The 18,921-nt window shown below is 73.1% G+C and carries 8 protein-coding genes and 2 pseudogenes; 3 read left to right on the forward strand and 7 right to left on the reverse strand.

Annotated elements, in window-relative coordinates; genetic code table 11:
* Positions 1-76: pseudogene (locus ACFV4F_RS25795) on the forward strand (transcriptional regulator); the annotation flags it as partial.
* Positions 77-147: 71 nt separating this feature from the next.
* Here ACFV4F_RS25795 and glgB read toward each other — a convergent pair.
* The 4 genes and pseudogenes from glgB to ACFV4F_RS25815 form a co-directional block, all read right to left on the reverse strand.
* Positions 148-2,421, reverse strand: a pseudogene (gene glgB / locus ACFV4F_RS25800) (1,4-alpha-glucan branching protein GlgB); the annotation flags it as partial.
* Between the two features lie 61 nt (positions 2,422-2,482).
* The gene (locus ACFV4F_RS25805; RefSeq protein WP_380505779.1) at positions 2,483-3,973 is read right to left on the reverse strand and encodes a phosphotransferase; all 1,491 of its coding nucleotides are present in this window, start codon (positions 3,971-3,973) and stop codon (positions 2,483-2,485) included.
* 254 nt (positions 3,974-4,227) lie between these two features.
* Positions 4,228-5,952: a maltose alpha-D-glucosyltransferase gene (treS, locus tag ACFV4F_RS25810; protein ID WP_380441325.1), complete on the reverse strand. Its 1,725-nt coding sequence runs from the start codon at positions 5,950-5,952 to the stop codon at positions 4,228-4,230.
* Positions 5,949-7,904 (reverse strand): alpha-1,4-glucan--maltose-1-phosphate maltosyltransferase, encoded by a 1,956-nt coding sequence (locus tag ACFV4F_RS25815; protein WP_380498053.1) that lies wholly within the window; start codon positions 7,902-7,904, stop codon positions 5,949-5,951. Before ACFV4F_RS25815 ends, treS begins: the two co-directional genes overlap by 4 nt.
* Positions 7,905-9,063: 1,159 nt before the next feature.
* Here ACFV4F_RS25815 and glgP point away from each other — a divergent pair.
* Positions 9,064-11,757 carry an alpha-glucan family phosphorylase gene (glgP, locus tag ACFV4F_RS25820; RefSeq protein ID WP_380505782.1) on the forward strand — a complete coding sequence of 898 codons (2,694 nt, stop codon included), beginning with the start codon at positions 9,064-9,066 and terminating at the stop codon, positions 11,755-11,757.
* Between the two features lie 39 nt (positions 11,758-11,796).
* On the opposite strand, the gene ACFV4F_RS25825 is transcribed toward glgP, so the two are convergent.
* Complete coding sequence (locus ACFV4F_RS25825; protein WP_380505785.1) at positions 11,797-13,653, reverse strand: ABC transporter ATP-binding protein; 1,857 nt, start codon at positions 13,651-13,653, stop codon at positions 11,797-11,799.
* Entirely contained in the window at positions 13,650-15,452 is a 1,803-nt protein-coding gene (locus ACFV4F_RS25830; RefSeq protein WP_380505787.1) for an ABC transporter ATP-binding protein, read from the reverse strand. The genes ACFV4F_RS25825 and ACFV4F_RS25830 overlap by 4 nt, the downstream gene beginning before the upstream one ends.
* 233 nt (positions 15,453-15,685) lie before the next feature.
* On the opposite strand from ACFV4F_RS25830, the gene ACFV4F_RS25835 reads away from it, so the two are divergent.
* Positions 15,686-17,113 (forward strand): family 2B encapsulin nanocompartment shell protein, encoded by a 1,428-nt coding sequence (locus tag ACFV4F_RS25835; protein ID WP_380505790.1) that lies wholly within the window; start codon positions 15,686-15,688, stop codon positions 17,111-17,113.
* An 11-nt stretch (positions 17,114-17,124) separates the two neighbouring features.
* Here ACFV4F_RS25835 and glgX read toward each other — a convergent pair.
* Positions 17,125-18,921 (reverse strand): glycogen debranching protein GlgX (glgX, locus tag ACFV4F_RS25840; protein WP_380505793.1); only part of this gene is annotated, 1,797 nt, incomplete at its 5' end.

Genomic DNA, 18,921 nt, shown 5'->3' on the forward strand with positions numbered 1-18,921 from the left:
GGTCAAGCGCGGCGAGGAGATCGACGCGAAGGTCGACGAGGCCACGAAGGCGATCGCCCGACTGCTGCGCACGTGAGCCGGGGGCGGGGTAGGGCGGAGCCAGATGGTGGCCAGTGGGGGGAGGATCAGGTCGGCGGAGCGGGGCTGGCCGTTCCACTCGACGGGGTCGGCCTTGATCGGGGTCGAGTTGCCGGTGCCGGTGCCGCCGTAGGCCTCGGCGTCGGTGTTGAGGACTTCCTCCCACAGCTGGTCGCGGCCGTCGAGGGAGGGGAGGCCGACGCGGTGGCCGTGGCGGACGACGGGGGAGAAGTTGCAGACGGCGACGAGGGGCGAGCCGTCGGCGGCGTGGCGGACGTAGGAGAGCAGGTTGTCGTCGGCGGAGCCGCCGTCGAGCCACTGGAAGCCCTCGGGGGAGGTGTCGAGCTCCCAGAGGGCGGGGGTGTCGCGGTAGTGGCGGTTGAGGTCGCGGACGAGGCGGCGCACGCCCTGGTGGTCGCGGTGGGCCGGCCACTGCTCGTCGAGCACCCACCACTGCGGGCCGGTCTCGTGGTCCCATTCCGCGCCCTGGGCGAACTCCTGCCCCATGAAGAGGAGTTGCTTGCCGGGGTGGGACCACATGAAGCCGAGGTAGGCGCGGTGGTTGGCGCGCTGCTGCCACCAGTCGCCGGGCATCTTGGAGACGAGCGCCTGCTTGCCGTGCACGACCTCGTCGTGGGAGATCGGCAGGATGTAGTTCTCGGAGTAGGCGTACACCATCGAGAAGGTGATCTCGTCGTGGTGGTACCTGCGGTGCACCGGCTCCTTGGACATGTAGACCAGCGAGTCGTGCATCCAGCCCATGTTCCACTTGAGGCCGAAGCCGAGGCCGCCGCCGTCGGTCGGGCGGGTCACGCCGTCCCAGGCGGTCGACTCCTCGGCGATCGTCACGACGCCCGGGCAGCGCCGGTAGACGGTCGCGTTCATCTCCTGGAGGAAGGAGGCCGCGTCGAGGTTCTCCCGTCCGCCGAACCGGTTGGGTGTCCAGGCGCCGCCCTCGCGGGAGTAGTCGAGGTAGAGCATCGAGGCGACGGCGTCCACGCGCAGCCCGTCGATGTGGAACTCCTCGCACCAGTAGACCGCGTTGGCGACGAGGAAGTTGCGCACCTCCTTGCGCCCGTAGTCGAACTCCAGCGTGCCCCAGTCGGGGTGTTCGGCGCGCAGCGGGTCGGCGGGCTCGTAGAGCGGCTCGCCGTCGAAGCGGGCGAGGGCGAAGGCGTCCTTGGGGAAGTGGGCGGGCACCCAGTCGACGATCACGCCGATCCCGTGCCGGTGCAGCGTGTCGACGAGGTGGCGGAAGTCGTCCGGGGTGCCGAGGCGGGCGGTGGGCGCGTAGTAGCCGGACACCTGGTAGCCCCAGGAGCCGCCGAAGGGGTGCTCCATGACCGGCATGAACTCCACGTGGGTGAAGTTCAACTCCTTCAGGTAGCCGGGGAGTTCCTCGGCGATCGCGCGGTAGCTGGTGAGGTCGGGCCGCCAGGACGGCAGGTGCAGCTCGTACACCGACATCGGCGCCCGGTGGTGCGCGGCGCGTGCGCGGCGGGCCATCCACTCGCCGTCCTCCCACCGGTAGGCGGAGGAGGTGACGACGGACGCGGTGCCGGGCGGGCACTGGGCGGCGCGGGCCAGGGGGTCGGCCTTGTCGAGCACCCAGCCCTGCCGGGTGTGGATCTCGTACTTGTAGGTAGTGTCCTCGGCCAGCCCGGGGACGAAGAGCTCCCACACGCCGGAGGAGCCGAGCGAGCGCATCGGGTGCCCGGTGCCGTCCCAGTGGTTGAAGTCCCCGATCAACCGCACCCCGGCGGCGTTCGGCGCCCACACGGCGAACGCGGTGCCGGCCACGCCGTCCACCGTCCGCACGTGCGAGCCGAGCACCTGCCACAGCTGCTCGTGCCGGCCCTCGGAGATGAGGTGCAGGTCGAGCTCGCCGAGGGTGGGCGGGGTGCGGTAGCCGTCCTGCTGGACGAGGGGTTCGCCGTCCGGGTAGGTCACCAGCAGCCGGTAGTCGGGCGGTGCGCCGCCGGCGAGCAGGCCGGTGAACAACCCGGCCTGCTGGTGGGTGAGTTCGGCCGGGCCCTGGGCGGTCTCGACCACGACCCGTTCGGCGAACGGCCGCAGCACCCGGATCGCGGTGCCGCCGTGCACGGGGTGGGCGCCGAGCAGCGCGTGCGGGTCGTGGTGCTGGCCGCCGACCAGCCGGTCCACCTCGGAGGGCGGCAGCGGCGCCTCGGGCAGCCGCAGGGCCCCGGCCGGCAGCGGTTCGGGAGCCGGGGCGGGGCCGGGAACAGAGGTGGCGGCGGGGGCAGGAGCGGGTGTCCCCGTACCGGCCAGGAACGTGGCCGGTACGGGACGGGTGGTGCGGCCGGGCGGGTCGAGCGGCGTCACGGCGGGGTCCTCCTGCGGCGGGGGGTGTGAGCGAACTCCTGCGGGCGGTACGAGCGGGGGATCACACGGTCAGGGCGAGCCGGTTGATCGCGGCCAGCGGGATCGGCAGCCAGCTCGGGCGGTGCCGGGCCTCGTACACGACCTCGTAGACCGCCTTGTCGATCTCCAGCGCGCGCATCAGCTCCGGCGAGGCCGCCGGGTCGACGCCGCCCCCGGCGGTGTACCCGGCGCAGAAGGCGGTGCGGTTGCGCTGTGCCCAGGCGGCGGCGAGGTGGGCGAGCTCGGGGTCGACCGGGCCGCCGGCGAGGAGGTGGGCCGCCGCGTAGTCGAAGGAGCGCAGCATCGCGGCGACGTCGCGCAGCGCGGGCTGCGGTTCGCGGCGCTCGTTGACGGACTTGGCGGGCTCGCCCTCGAAGTCGAGCAGGACCCAGCCGTGCGGGGTGCGCATGGCCTGGCCGAGGTGCAGGTCGCCGTGGATGCGCTGGACCGGAAGGCCGTCCGGGTGGGCGTCGGCGAGCTGCTGGAAGGCGCTGCGCAGGGCGGCCCGGTAGCGCATCAGTCCGGGGACGGCGGCGACGGCGCTGTCGAGGCGGTCGGCCATGGCGGTGGCGAGCTGGCGGGTCTGGGCGCGGTCGAGGCGGGCGACGGGCATCGAGCGGGCGAGCACCCGGTGCACCTCGGCGGTGGCCCGCCCGAGCCGGTGGGCCTCGATCGCGAAGTTGCCGGGGGACGGGTCGCCCTTGAGCCGGCCGACCTGGTCGAGGGCGAGCTCCCAGCCGTCCTCGGCGTCCGGCAGGTAACGCTGGAGCAGGCCGAGGGTGGCGGGTTCGGCGCGTTCCATCCGGCTCTCGAACCAGGCCGCGACCCGCGGGATGCGGGTGGAGCCGGCCCGGGAGAGGGCGAGGGAGAGTTCGAGGTCGGGGTTGGTGCCGGGGTGGACGCGGCGGAAGAGCTTGAGGATGTACGAGGTGCCGTAGATGACGGAGCTGTTGGACTGCTCGGCGGTGGAGGCGCGCCCGGGGATCGTGGTGGGCAGGCCGGAGCCGGGGGTGCGGCGGAACGACAGCGAGCCGAAGCGGTCGCCGGTGGCCAGGTGCTCCAGCAGGCGCCCGGTGAGCTCCGGGTCGTGGACGGCGTCGTAGAGCGTCGCGCCGTCGTACGGGCCGTGGGTGAGCCGGCCGAGCACGGCGCCGGGCTCGATGTCGGCGGGGCGCTCGGAACGGACGCCGAGGAGGAGTTGGTAGACGTCCCCGTGCGGGGCGCCGGCCGTGGTGGCGTGCTCGACCCGCAGCAGGAGGTGCAGCAGGGCCGGGTCGCCGACCTGCAGCGGGGTTCCGACCACCGGGGTGAGCCCGGTGATGGGCCGTCCCTTCCCGGCGTACCAGCGCTGGGTGGGGAGCCACTCGGAGATCAGCGGCACGGCCGCCTGGACGAGTTCGCTGACCCCCAGGGCGGTTCTCCGGAGCCCGGTGCTCCGCGCGCCCGCCGACGCGGCGGGGCCGGCCGGGGTGTCGTGCTGCACATGGGCTTGAGAACGGGAGGTTTCGGACATGACTCCCTTTCCCCGGAAGCGGGCCGACTGCCCGACGGGTCTGGCCGGGTCCGTCAGTCTTCCGGATTTCGGCGGCGCGGCGGTGGCGGCACGCGAGCGGGGCTCAGGTGTCACGCCTTCGTGTGGGTGGCCGTTGGGCTGTTCTCCGTACGCGGCGCCGGGGGCGCCGCGGGGCGGAGGACCCCGGGGCGCGCGGGTTCAACTCGCGCTCCCCGAGGGTCTGGTGGTGCGGTCGGGGCCGGTGCGGCGGATCGTTACTTCGACCGCCTGGTCCCGCTCAGTCGCGGGGGCTGCCGGAGCTGGAACCAGTAGAAGCCGTGGCCGGCCAGGGTGAGCAGGTACGGCCACTCACCGATCGAGGGGAAGCGCACTCCGCCGATCAGCTCGACCGGGTAGCGTCCGCCGTACTGCCGCAGGTCCAGTTCGGTCGGTTGTGCGAACCGCGAGAAGTTGTTCACGCACATGACCAGGTCCCCCTCGTGCTCCCGCACGAAGGCCAGCACCGCGGGGTTGCTGGAGGGCAGTTCGGTGTACGTGCCCAGACCGAACGCCGGGTTGAGCTTGCGGATCTCGATCATGCGACGCGTCCAGTGCAGCAGCGAACTCGAACTGCTCTGCTGCGCCTCGACGTTGGTCACCTGATAGCCGTACACCGGGTCCATGATGGGCGGCAGACTGAGCCTGCCCGGGTCGGCGGAGGAGAAACCCGCGTTGCGGTCCGGGGTCCACTGCATCGGGGTGCGGACGCCGTCCCGGTCGCCGAGCCAGATGTTGTCGCCCATGCCGATCTCGTCCCCGTAGTAGAGCACCGGCGAGCCGGGCAGCGAGAGGAGGAGGGCGGTGAACAGCTCGATCTGGTTGCGGTCGTTCTCCAGCAGCGGGGCGAGCCGGCGCCGGATGCCCACGTTGGCGCGCATCCGGGGGTCCTTGGCGTACTCCGCGTACATGTAGTCGCGCTCCTCGTCGGTGACCATCTCCAGGGTCAGCTCGTCGTGGTTGCGCAGGAAGATGCCCCATTGGCACCCGTACGGGATGTGCGGGGTCTTGGCGAGGATCTCCGAGACGGGGTAGCGGGACTCGCGCCGCACCGCCATGAAGATCCGCGGCATCACCGGGAAGTGGAACGCCATGTGGCACTCGTCGCCGCCCGCCGCGAAGTCGCCGAAGTAGTCGACGACGTCCTCGGGCCACTGGTTGGCCTCGGCGAGCAGCACGGTGTCGGGGTAGTCGGCGTCGATCTCCTTGCGGACCCGCCGCAGGAACTCGTGGGTCTCCGGCAGGTTCTCGCAGTTGGTGCCGTCACGCGCGAACAGGTAGGGCACCGCGTCCAGCCGGAAGCCGTCGATGCCGAGGTCGAGCCAGAACCGCAGCCCGGCGATCATCTCGTCCTGGACGCGGGGGTTGTCGTAGTTGAGGTCGGGCTGGTGAGAGAAGAACCGGTGCCAGAAGTACTGCTTGCGGACCGGGTCGTACGTCCAGTTGGAGGTCTCGGTGTCGACGAAGATGATGCGGGCGTCCGGGTACCGCTTGTCGTCGTCGGCCCACATGTAGAAGTCGCCGTACGGCCCGTCCGGGTCCGCGCGGGAGGCCTGGAACCACGGGTGCTGGTCGCTGGTGTGGTTCATGACGAAGTCGATGATCACGCGCATGCCGCGGGCGTGCGCGGCGTCCACGAACTCCATGAAGTCGGCGATGTCGCCGAACTCGGGCAGCACCGATTTGTAGTCGGCCACGTCGTACCCGCCGTCGCGCAGCGGCGAGGCGAAGAACGGCGGGAGCCAGAGGCAGTCGATGCCGAGCCACTGGAGGTAGTCGAGCTTGGCCGTGAGCCCCTTCAGGTCCCCGACCCCGTCGCCGTTGCTGTCCTGGAAGGACCGCACCAGCACCTCGTAGAAGACCGCACGCTTGAACCACTCGGGGTCCAGGTTCTTCTTCGAGGTCTCGGGGAAGGTGTCGGGGACGGGCTCGTTCACTGTCACGCTGGGTTCCTCCGAACCGTGAGGAGGTGAGCCGGCTCGGCTGAGGGATCGAGCCGGACGTAGTTGTGCCGGCCCCAGGTGTAGGCGGCGCCGGTGAGCTCGTCGTGCACCGCGAACGGGCCGTCGCCGTCGAGCGTGACGGTGGCCTCCTGGACGTGGTGCGGGTCGAGGTTGACCACGGTGATGACCTGGTCGGTCAGGCCCTCCGGGGTGGTCGCGGTCTTGGAGTAGGCGATCACCTGGTCGTTGTCGGTGGGGTGGAAGCGCAGGTCGCGCAGCTGGCGCAGGGCGGGGTGGCGCCGGCGCAGCCGGTTGAGCACGGTGAGCAGCGGGGCGAGGGTGTCGGTGCGGTTCCAGTCGCGCGGGCGCAGCTCGTACTTCTCCGAGTGCAGGTACTCCTCGGAGCCGGGGTGGGCCGGCTCGTTCTCGTACAGCTCGAACCCGGCGTAGACGCCGTAGGTGGGGGAGAGCGTGGCGGCGAGCACGGCGCGGACGGCGAACGCGGCCCGGCCGCCGTGCTGGAGGTAGGCGTGCAGGATGTCGGGGGTGTTGGCGAAGAAGTTGGGCCGCATGTAGGCGGCCGCGTCACCGGTGAGTTCGGTGAGGTAATCGGTGAGTTCCGGCTTGGTGGTGCGCCAGGTGAAGTACGTGTACGACTGGTGGAAGCCGATCTTCCCGAGGGTGTGCATCATCGCGGGGCGGGTGAAGGCCTCCGCCAGGAACACGACGTCGGGGTCGGTGCGGGCGATGTCGGCGAGCACCTTCTCCCAGAACAGCACCGGCTTGGTGTGCGGGTTGTCGACCCGGAAGATCCGCACTCCGTGGGACATCCAGAAACGCAGGATGCGAACGGTTTCCTTGACGATTCCATCCATGTCCTGATCGAAGTTGACCGGATAGATGTCCTGGTACTTCTTCGGCGGGTTCTCGGCGTACGCGATGGTGCCGTCGGCGCGGTGGCTGAACCATTCCGGGTGCTTGTTCACCCACGGGTGGTCGGGGGAGCACTGGAGGGCGAAGTCCAGCGCCACCTCCAGGTGCAGCGCCCGGGCCTCGGCGACGAAGTGGTCGAAGTCCTCGATGGTGCCGAGGTCCGGGTGGACGGCGTCGTGGCCGCCCTCCGGCGAACCGATCGCCCAGGGCGAGCCGACGTCGTGCGGACCGGCCGTCAGGGTGTTGTCCGGGCCCTTGCGGTAGGCGCGGCCGATCGGGTGGACGGGCGGCAGGTAGACCACGTCGAAGTCCATCGCGGCGATCGCGGGCAGCCGCTCGGCGGCGGTGCGCAGGGTGCCCGAACGCGGCGGCTCGACGCCGTTCGGGTCCACCACGGCGCCCTCCGACCGCGGGAAGAACTCGTACCAGGAGCCGAACAGGGCGCGCTCGCGGTCCACCTGGAGCGGCAGCGGGCGGGAGGCGCTCAGCAGCTCGCGCAGCGGGTACCGGGCGAGCAACTCCAGCACCTCGGGGGCGAGCGCGGCCGCCAGCCGGGACAGCGGCGGCAGGCCGGGGTCGCGCAGCGCGTCGGCGGCGGCGAGCACGTGCGCGCGGCCCTCCTTCTTCGGCACGCCGGCCGCGGCCTGCTCCAGCAGGCGGGCGCCCTCCTCCAGGACGAGCGCGGTGTCCATCCCGGCGGGGAGCTTGACCGACGCCGTCCTGCGCCAGGTGGCGATCGGGTCGCTCCACGCCTCGACCAGGTAGGACCAGCGGCCGGGCGCGGTCGGGGTGACGTGCGCGCCCCAGCGGTCGGTGCCCTCGGCGAGCTCGCGCATCGGGGTCCACGGGCCGCTGCGCCCGCGCGGGTCGCGCAGCACGACGTTGGCGTTGACGGCGTCGTGGCCCTCGCGGAACACGGTCGCGGTGACCAGGAAGGTCTCGCCGGCGACGGCCTTGGCCGGGCGGCGGCCGGAGTCGACGAGCGGGCTGACGTCCAGGACGGGGATGCGGCCGATCACGGTGTCGCTCTCTGTCTTTCGGGCGGCGGTCTTGCCGGCGGCGGTCTTGCGGGCGGGCGCCTTGCGCGGCGGGGCGTCGGCCTTCGCGGCGCCCGCCTTGGTGGCACCGGACCTCGCACCGGCTTTCGCACCGGCTTTCGCACCGGCCTTCGCGCCATCCGCCTCCGGGGTGGCGGACGGTGCGGTGGACCCGGCGGTGGCGGTGCGGCGCGTGGTGGTGGTGCGCCTGCGCGGTGCCGTGGTCCGGCTCTCCGCGGCCCCTGGTTGTCGGGCCGCTGCGGAGGACTCGGGCTCGGAGTGTTCGAGCGGGGAGGGGTGTTCGGACGAGGGCTGCCCGGGTGAGGCGTGCTCGGGTCCGGAGTGCGGGGGACGGGCCGCTCCGGCCGCCCTGGGCGCCGGCATCGCCGGATCCGTCCGAGTGTCAGAATCCGCCCGTCCGGCGGATTCCGCGACCGCTGCGTCGAGGGTGTCGGCCACCGGTGTGGACTGGTCCCGCGTGTCGCCGTGCATGCCAAGCTCCTGCCCGAGATCGGCGGCAGCTCCCGCCGGCGCCGGGGGGCGGGCCGGGGGAGTACCGGGAGGACTGCTGGGTGGGGAGGACGTGCGACCGAGAGCCTGCCCGCGCCGCCGTCCCCGGCAACCTGCCCGGCGCCCGCCCGGCCCGTGGGGGGACGCCCCGGAGCCCGCGCGCGTCCCGGCGCACGCCTCCGGGGGCACGCCCCTGGGCGACCCGGTCGACCCGTGAACGAGCCGACCGAGTACGAGGACACGCGTCGGAGCGCCGTGGGCGCCGAATGGGCTAAGGAGGACGAGGAACGATCAACGCGAAAAGGATTCGGACGTGCTGCTTCAAGGGGGGCGCCGCCCGTCGCCGCACTCCCCACAGCATCAACGACCTCGGTTCATACTCGCACCGCGGGCCGGACTTTCGCAGCGGTACGACAGTAGTTTCGGGCTTTGTCCGGAGCGGATGAGCGATCGGAAATGGGGTCGTTCCGCAGTGTTCACGCTTTGGTAGCGCGAGCCCCCGGAAAGTGCGCCTCGCGCGCCCCCCGTGCAGCCCAATGCGCCGAATGCGATCTCATCAATAGGCCGAACGGATGCCCAATAGCCCACTTGACGCACTGTCATGACGGCCGTCGGGGCTACGCTTCACGCCGTGAAGGCAATCCGCAGATTCACCGTCCGCACCGTCCTGCCCGAACAACTCCAGCCGTTGCACGAGCTGGCCCTCAACCTGCGCTGGTCCTGGCACCCCGAGACCAGGGACCTCTTCCGGTCCGTGGACCCGGAGGTCTGGGCCGCGACCGGCGAGGACCCGGTGCGGCTGCTCGGGGAGGTCCCGGCCGCCCGGCTCGCCGCGCTCGCCGCCGACCGGCGCTTCCTGCGCCGCCTCGGCGACCTCGCCGACGACCTGCGCGACTACCTCGCGGGCCCGCGCTGGTACCAGGCCCAGGAGGGCGGCGGCACCCCGCTGCCCGCCGCCGTCGCCTACTTCTCGCCCGAGTACGGCATCGCCGCCGCGCTGCCCCAGTACTCCGGCGGGCTCGGGATCCTGGCCGGCGACCACCTCAAGGCCGCCAGCGACCTCGGCGTCCCGATCATCGGCGTGGGGCTGTTCTACCGGCACGGCTACTTCCGGCAGTCCCTCGACCGGGACGGCTGGCAGCAGGAGCGCTACCCGCTGCTCGACCCGGACGAACTCGCGGTCAGCCTGCTCCGGGAGGCCGACGGCACCCCCTGCCGGGTCGACCTCGCCCTGCCCGGCGGCCGGACCCTCGCCGCGCACATCTGGAAGGCCCAGGTCGGCCGGGTCCCGCTGCTCCTCCTCGACTCCGACACCGAGGAGAACTCGCCCGCCGAACGCGACGTCACCGACCGCCTCTACGGCGGCGGCAGCGAGCACCGGCTGCTCCAGGAGATGCTCCTCGGCATCGGCGGCGTCCGGGCCGTGCGCGCCTACTGCCGCCTCACCGGCCACCCCGCCCCCGAGGTCTTCCACACCAACGAGGGCCACGCCGGCTTCCTCGGCGTCGAGCGGATCCGCGAACTCGTCGCCGCCGGCACGGCCGAGACCGACACCGCCGGGGCCGACGGCGCCGGTCCCGACTTCGCCGCCGCCCTGGAGTCCGTCCGGGCCGGCACCCTCTTCACCACGCACACGCCCGTCCCGGCCGGCATCGACCGCTTCGACCGCGAGCTCGTCGCCCGGCACTTCTCCGGCGACGCCGCCCTGCCCGGCGTCCCGGTCGAGCCGGTGCTCGCGCTCGGCGCCGAGACCTGGCCCGGCGGGGACCCGAAGCTCTTCAACATGGCCGCCATGGGCCTGCGGCTCGCCCAGCGCGCCAACGGCGTCTCCACGCTGCACGGCGAGGTCAGCCGGGCCATGTTCAACGGCCTGTGGCCCGGCTTCGACCCGGCCGAGGTCCCGATCACCTCCGTCACCAACGGCGTCCACGCCGCCACCTGGATCGACCCGGCCGTCGTGCGCCTCGGCGCCGCCGAGATCGGCGCCGACCGCGCCGAGGACGCCATGACCAACGGCGACGCCAAGCGCTGGACCGGCCTGGAGCGGATCGGCAACACCGAGATCTGGGACCTGCGCCGCAGCCTGCGCGCCCAGCTGGTCGACGAGGCCCGCCGCCGGCTGCGCACCTCCTGGCGCCAGCGCGGCGCGGGCGAGGCCGAGCTCGGCTGGGTCTCCTCGGTGCTCGACCCGGACGTCCTGACCATCGGCTTCGCCCGCCGGGTGCCCTCCTACAAGCGGCTCACCCTGATGCTGCGCGACCAGGCTCGGCTGCGCTCCCTGCTCCTGCACCCGACCCGCCCGGTGCAGATCGTCGTCGCCGGCAAGGCCCACCCGGCCGACGACGGCGGCAAGCGGCTGATCCAGCAGATGGTCGCCTTCGCCGACGACCCGGCCGTCCGCCACCGGATCGTCTTCCTGCCGGACTACGACATGGCGATGGCCCAGCACCTCTACCCGGGCTGCGACGTCTGGCTGAACAACCCGCTGCGCCCGCTGGAGGCCTGCGGCACCTCCGGGATGAAGGCCGCGCTCAACGGCTGCCTCAACCTGTCCGTCCTGGACGGCTGGTGGGACGAGTGGTACGACGGCCAGAACGGCTGGGCGATCCCCACGGCGGACGACGCCGGCGGCGTGCTCGACCCGGAGAGCAGCGAGGCCGAGCGGCGCGACGACATCGAGGCGGCGGCGCTCTACGACCTGATCGAGGAGCAGGTCGCCGCGCGCTTCTACGACCGCGGCGCGGACGGGCTGCCGCACCGCTGGATCGCGATGGTCCGGCACACCCTGGTCACCCTCGGCCCCAAGGTGCTGGCCGGCCGGATGGTCCGCGAGTACGTCGAGCGGCTGTACGCCCCGGCGGCGCTCGCCCAGCGCGAGCTGGCGGCCGGATCGGGCGAGGGCGCCCGCGAGCTGGCGGCCTGGAAGGCGAAGGTCCGCGAGGCCTGGCCGGCCGTCCGGGTCGAGCACGTCGAGGCGGACTGCCCGGCCGAGGCGCAGGAGCTCGGCAGCTCGCTGGCGCTGCGGGTGCAGGTCGCGCTCGGCGCGCTGTCGCCGGGCGACGTCGAGGTGCAGGTGGTGTCCGGCCGGGTGGACGAGACGGACGGCATCTCGGACGCCGGCCTGCTCGCGCTCAAGCCGGTCGGCGGCCCGGACCTGGACGGGCGGACGCGCTACGAGGGCTCGCTGGAGCTGTCCAGGACCGGTCCGTTCGGCTACACCGTCCGGGTGCTGCCGTCCCACCCGCGGCTGGCCTCCCCGGCGGAGCCGGGGCTGGTCGCCCTGCCCGCCGAGTCGGCCGGGATGGACGCGGGCCTACTGCGCTGAGGCGCTGCGCCGGGACGGGCTGGGCCGCGGCGGGGCGGCTCAGATCAGGCTGTCCCGCCAGGCCTGGTGCAGTTCGGCGAAGCGGCCGGCGCCGGCGATCAGCTCCTGCGGGCCGCCGTCCTCGACGATCCGGCCCTGGTCCATCACCAGGACGCGGTCGGCGATCTCCACGGTGGAGAGCCGGTGCGCGATGATCACGGCCGTCCGGCCCGCCAGCACCGTGCGCATGGCCCGCTGGACGGCCTGCTCGCCGGGGACGTCCAGCGAGCTGGTCGCCTCGTCCAGGATCAGCACCGCCGGGTCGGCCAGCAGGGCGCGGGCGAAGGCGACCAGCTGGCGCTGCCCGGCGGAGATCCGGCCGCCGCGCTTGCGCACGTCGGTGTCGAAGCCGTCCGGGAGCGCGGCGACGAACTCGTACGCGCCGATGTCCCGGGCGGCCTGTTCGACCTCCGCGCGGGTGGCGCCGGGGCGGCCGATCGCGATGTTCTCGGCGACGGTGCCGGAGAACAGGAAGGACTCCTGGGTCACCATGACCACCCCGCGCCGCAGTTCGGGGGTGGCGAGGTCGCGCAGGTCGACGCCGTCCAGCCGGATCCGGCCCTCGGTCGGGTCGTAGAAGCGGGCCAGCAGCTTGGCGACGGTCGACTTGCCCGCGCCGGTCGCGCCGACCACCGCCACCGTCTGTCCGGCGGGGATCACCAGGTCGAAGGGCGGCAGCACCTCCTTGCCGGTGCGGTAGGCGAAGCGCGTCCCCTCGAAGGAGACCTCGCGGCCCTTGCCGGCCGCCCGCGGCAGTTCGGCGGGCTCGGCCGGCTCGGCGACGGTCGGCTCGTGGGCGAGCAGGCCGGCGATCTTCTCCAGCGCGGCGGCGGCCGACTGGTAGCTGTTGAGGAACATCGCGAGCTGGTCGATCGGGTCGAACAGGCGGCGCAGGTAGAGCAGGAAGGCGGTGAGGACGCCGAGTTCCAGCGTGCCGTCGACGACCAGCCGGCCGCCGAGCAGCACCACGCCGGCCGTCCAGACGTTGGCGGCGGTGCGGGAGAGGCCGACGTAGCGGGCGAGCTCCAGGAAGCCGTCGGCGGTCGCGGTGGCGGAGCGCTGGTTGACCACGGCGAAGGCCGCGTCGTTGGCCTTCTCGCGGCGGAAGGCCTGTACCGGGCGGATGCCGTTCATGGTCTCGGTGAAGCGGACGATCATCGAGGCGGCGGAGGTCCGCGAGCGGCGGTAGACCCGGCGCGAGCGGGTGCGGAAGGAGCGGGCGATCAGGCCGAGCGGCACCAGGGCGGCCAGTGAGGCCAGCCCGAGGCGCCAGTCCAGCACCATGAGCAGCACCGAGATGTAGCAGACCGACAGGAAGACGGTCAGCAGCTCCTGGAGGCCTTCGGAGAGCAGTTCGCGCAGCGCGTCGATGTCGCTGGTGGCGCGGGAGATGATCCGGCCGGAGGTGTAGCGCTCGTGGAAGTCCAGGCTGAGCCGCTGGGCGTGCCGGAAGATCCGGCCGCGCAGCTCCAGCAGGATGTCCTGGTTGACCCGGGCGCTGATCTTGATGAACACCCACTGCAGCAGCGGGCTGAGCAGGGCGAAGCACAGGTAGGCGGCGATCACCGCGATCAGCGGTCCGGCGTCGTTCCCGCGCAGCGCCGGGATGCCGCGGTCCATCGCCACCGCGACCAGCAGCGGGCCGGACTGCAGGGCGGCCTGCTGGACGAGGATCACCACCATCGCGACGGTGATCCGGGCCCGGTGCGGGCCGAGCAGCGAGCGCAGCAGCGCCCGGGGCGCGCCGGGCGGGACGGGGATGTCCTCCTCGTCGTCCGGGGGAGGCGCCAGCTCCTCCTCGGCGGCGGGGCCGGCGGGGTCGGCCGGTTCGACGGCGGGTTCGGCGGTGGTGGTCACCGGGAGGTGCTCCCCTCGGGGATCAGGGCGGCCTCGCCCGTCATCAGTTCGCGGTAGCGCGTGGAGGTGCGCAGCAGTTCCTGGTGGGTGCCGACGGCCTCGATCCGGCCGTCCGCGAGCACCGCGACCCGGTCGGCGAGCAGCACGGTGCTGGGGCGGTGGGCGACCACCAGGGCGGTGGTGCCGGCGAGGACCTCGCGCAGGGCGCGTTCGACCAGGGCCTCGGTGTGCACGTCGAGGGCGGACAGCGGGTCGTCGAGGACGAGGAAGGCCGGGTCGCCGACGACCGCGCGGGCCAGGGCGAGGCGCTGGCGCTGGCCGCCGGAGAGGCTCAGGCCCTGCTCGCCGACCTCGGTGTCCGCCCCGGCCGGGAGCTTGTCGACGAAGCCGGCCTGGGCGGTGGCGAGCGCGGAGCGCAGCCGGTCCTCGCCCGCGCCGGGGGCGCCCATCAGGACGTTCTCCCGGACGGTCGCCGAGAACAGGGTGGGCTCCTCGAAGGCCACCGCGACGAGCTCGCGCAGCCGCTCCCGGGGCAGGTCGCGGATGTCGCGGCCGTCCAGCGTGATGGTGCCGCCGGTGGCCTCGTACAGACGGGGGAGCAGGGCGGTGAGGGTGGTCTTGCCGCTGCCGGTGGCGCCGACCAGGGCCATCGTCTCGCCGCTGCGCACGTGCAGGTCGATGCCCCGGAGCAGGTCGGGGGTGCCGTCGGGGGCGTCGGGGTAGCGGAAGCGGACGCCGGTGAGGCGGATGCCGTCCGGGGTGGCGCCGAGGCCGGTGGCGGTGCCCGGGTCCTCCTCCTCGGGTTCGTCGAGGACCTCGAAGAAGCGGTCGGTGGCGGTGGCGGCCTCGTTGGCGTAGGCGAGCAGCCAGCCGAGGGACTCGACCGGCCAGCGCAGCGCGAGCGCGGTGGAGAGGAAGGCGACCAGGCTGCCGGCGCTGAGCTGGTCGTGGGCGACCAGGTAGGCGCCGACGGCGAGGGCGCAGCCGAGGGCGATCTCCGGCAGGCCGACGATCACCGCCCACAGGTTCGCCAGCAGGTGGGCCTTGTGCAGCTCGGTGCGGCGCAGCAGCCGGGACTGGGCGCGGAACCGCTCGTGCATCGAGCGGTGGCGGCCGAAGGCCTTGAGGACGCGGATGCCGAGGACGGACTCCTCGACGACGGTGGCGAGGTCGCCGTTGCGGTCCTGGGCGAGCCGGGAGGCGCCGGAGTAGCCGGACTCGAAGCGCCGGGTGAGCACGAACAGCGGTGCGGCGGGCAGCACGACGATCAGGGCGAGCCGCCAGTCCTGGGTGAACATCACCACCGTGCCGGCCAGGAACATCACCGAGTTGACGATGAGGAAGACCAGCGGGAAGGCCAGGAACAGCCGCATGGTGTACATGTCGGCGGTGGCCCGGGAGAGCAACTGGCCGGATCCCCACCGTTCGTGGAAGGAGACCGGCAGCCGCTGGAGCTTGGCGAAGAGGTCGCCGCGCATGGCCGTCTCCAGCCCGGCCAGCGGGCGGGCCAGGACCACCCGGCGGGTGTAGAACAGGCCGGCCTCGACCAGGCCGAGGAGCAGCAGCAGGCCGACCAGCGGCCACAGCCCGGCGAGGTCGTGCCGGGCCAGGGGTCCGTCCACGATCCGGCCGAGCACGATCGGCACGCCGAGGACGCTCAGCATGGCGAGCACGGCGGCCGTCACGGAGGTGGCGAGCCGGCGGCGGACGGCCCGGGCGTAGGGCCACAGGCGCAGCAGGGAGCGGACCGTGGAGCGGTGGGCGGTCCCGGGGGCGTCGGGTTGTCGGTTCTCGGCCATCGCCGTGAGGGTAGGCAGACCTCCCGTCATTTCTCACCAGGTTTTTCACCCCTGTCGGCGCGGTGCGGCGAGAACCGGCCACCCGTACGGGTGGGGCGGAGGCGTTCGACGGGGCGCACGTGTCGGTTCGTGCAGGGAGGAGTGCGTCGAGCGCCTCTTGCGAGCCCCTGCCGATCGGCCGATTACATCTCCTGACGGATGGTCACTGATGCGCGAGTGGTAGGAGATGCGACATGACGGTCGAGACCGAGCCGGGCCCCGCGGGGGGCGCCACGGTGGTGCAGGTGCGGACACAGCTCAGCCTCAGCACGGTGGCGGCGCGGAACCTGGCGACGACGACCAAGTCCGAGCCGCAGATGCAGGAGATCACCTCCCGGTGGCTGCTGCGGATGCTGCCCTGGGTACCGGTCCAGGCGGGTACGTACCGGGTCAACCGCCGCCTGAGCTACGCGACCGGGCGCGGCCGGGTGAGCTTCGCCAAGACCGGCACCTCGGTGAGCGTGATCGCCCCCTCGCTGCGCGAGGTGCCGGCGCTGCGCGGCTTCGAGGACGACGCCGTGCTGGAGGAGCTGGCCCGCCGGTTCGTGCAGCGGGACTTCGCCCCGGGCGACGTCCTGGTGCGGGAGGGGTCGCCGATCGAGGAGGTGTTCCTGCTCGCGCACGGCAAGGTCGACCGGCTCGGCACCGGCAAGTACGGCGAGCAGACGGTGGTCGGGACGCTCGCGGACGGCGACCACATCGGCGACGAGGCCCTCACCCGGGAGGACGGCACCTGGCCGTACACCGTGAAGGCGGCGACCGCGGGCGTCGCGATGGCGCTCTCGTGGCCGGTGTTCCAGGAGCTGGTCGACCGCTCGGACGCGCTGCGCGAGCAGCTGCTGGGCTTCGCGGCCGACGCCGCGCAGGCGCAGAACCCGCACGGCGAGGCGAACATCGACCTGTCGGCGGGCCACGAGGGCGAGTTCGAGCTGCCCGGCGCCTTCGTGGACTACGAACTGCGGCCGCGCGAGTTCGAGTTGAGCGTCGCGCAGACCGTCCTGAAGGTGCACACCAGGGTCGCCGACCTCTACAACCAGCCGATGAACCAGACCGAGCAGCAGCTGCGGCTGACCGTCCAGGCGCTGCGCGAGCGCCAGGAGCACGAGCTGATCAACAACCCCGACTTCGGGCTGCTGAGCAACACCGACTTCGACCAGCGCATCCAGACCCACTCCGGCCCGCCCACCCCGGACGACCTGGACGAGCTGCTCGCCATGCGCCGCGACACCGACTACCTGTTCGCCCCCTCGCGGGCGATCGCGGCGTTCGGGCGGGAGTGCAACAGGCGCGGCATCCACCCCGGCACCGTCGACGTCGCGGGCAAGCACCGGCCGACCTGGCGCGGGGTGCCGATCTTCCCGTGCGACAAGATCCCGGTGGCGGACACCGGCACCACGTCCTTCATCGCGATGCGCGTGGGCGAGGACAACCAGGGCGTCATCGGCCTCAACCAGATCGGCATCCCGGACGAGTACGAGCCCGGGCTGAACGTCCGGTTCATGGGCATCGACGAGAAGGCGATCGCGTCCTACCTGGTCAGCGCCTACTACTCGGCGGCGGTGCTGGTGCCGGACGCGATCGGCGTGCTGGAGAACGTCGAGGTGGGCCACGCGCGCGGCTGACGCGCGCCGGATCACTCCGGGGCGGGCGCGCGCAGCAGCTGGAGCGAGCGCCCGCCCAGCACGACGGCCCCCCGCGGGTGCGGTTCGCCGGTGCCCGGGGCGGCCGTGTCGACGACCGTCCCGTACGCGGCCTCCGGCGCGGCCCAGGGCTCGCCGGGGAGGGTGAAGACGACCGGTTCGTGGCCGGCGTTGAAAAGCAGCAGGAAGCTGTCGTCGTGCGACGGCCGCCCGGCGCCGTCCCGTTCGGACATCGCGGCACCGGACAGCAGCATGCCGAGGCAGGCCGTCGGGGCGAACCAGTCGGCCTCGGTCATCTCCTTGCCGAGCGGCGTGAACCAGGCGAGGTCCGGCAGGCCGCCCGGGACGGCGGCCCGGCCGGAGAAGAACGCCCGCTGCCGCAGCACCGGGTGGGCGCGGCGCAGCCGCACCAGGCGGGCGGTCAGGTCGCACAGGTCCCGCCAGCCGGGCTCGCGCAGCAGGGACCAGTCCAGCCAGCTGACCTCGTTGTCCTGGCAGTAGGCGTTGTTGTTGCCGCCCTGGGTGCGGCCGAACTCGTCGCCGGCGGTGAGCATCGGCACGCCGGTGGAGAGCAGCAGCGTGGCCAGCAGGTTGCGCAGCTGGCGCAGCCGCAGGGCGGTGACGTCCGGGTCGTCGGTCTCGCCCTCGACGCCGTGGTTCCAGGAGCGGTTGTCGTCGGTGCCGTCCCGGTTGGCCTCGCCGTTGGCCTCGTTGTGCTTGCGGTCGTAGCTGACGAGGTCGCGCAGGGTGAAGCCGTCGTGCGCGGTGACGAAGTTGACGGAGGCGTACGGGCGCCGTCCGCCGCGTTGGTAGAGGTCGGAGGAGCCGGAGAGCCGGTAGCCGAGCTCGCGGACGTCCGGGCGGGCGCCGCGCCAGAAGTCCCGGACGGTGTCCCGGTACTTGTCGTTCCACTCGGCCCACAGCGGGGGGAAGCCGCCGACCTGGTAGCCGCCCGGGCCGACGTCCCACGGCTCGGCGATCAGCTTGACCCGGCTGAGGAGGGGGTCCTGGGAGACGGCGGCGAGGAACGGGTGCTCCATGTCGACGCCGTCGCCGGCGCGGGCGAGGGCGGCGGCGAGGTCGAAGCGGAAGCCGTCCACGCCCATCTCGGTGACCCAGTACCGCAGCGAGTCGGTGATCAGCCGGATCACCTGCGGGCGCCGGGTGTCCAGGGTGTTGCCGCAGCCGGTGTAGTCGGCGTAGCCGCGCGGACGGTGCGGGGCGAGGCGGTAGTAGGCGGCGTTGTCGATGCCGCGCAGCGAGAGCGTGGGCCCGAGTTCGGCGCCCTCGGCGGTGTGGTTGAACACGACGTCGAGGATCACCTCGATCCCGGCGGCGTGCAGGGCGCGGACCATCCGCTTGAACTCGCCGACCTGGCCGCCGCGCGAGCCGGAGGCGGAGTAGCCGGCGTGCGGGGCGAAGAACCCGACGGTGTTGTAGCCCCAGTAGTTGGCCAGGCCGCGGGCCTGGAGGTGGTCCTCGCTGGCGTGCTGGTGGACCGGCAGCAGTTCGACGGCGGTGACGCCGAGGCGGGTCAGGTGGGCGACGGCGGCGGGGTGGGCCAGGCCCGCGTAGGTGCCGCGCAGGTGGGGCGGGACGTCGGGGTGGCGCATGGTGAAGCCGCGGACGTGCAGTTCGTAGAGGACGGTCTCGGCCCACGGGGTCTTCGGGCGGTGGTCGTCGTACCAGTCGTGGGGGGGGGGGGGGGGGGCGGGGGGGGGGGGGGGGCCGCGGGGCGAGGCGGCGGGGCGGGGGGGGGGGTGGGGCGCGCCCCCCCCCCGCAGTGGGCG

The organism is Kitasatospora sp. NPDC059722 (assembly GCF_042733235.1).
In the GTDB taxonomy this organism is placed as follows: Bacteria; Actinomycetota; Actinomycetes; order Streptomycetales; family Streptomycetaceae; genus Kitasatospora.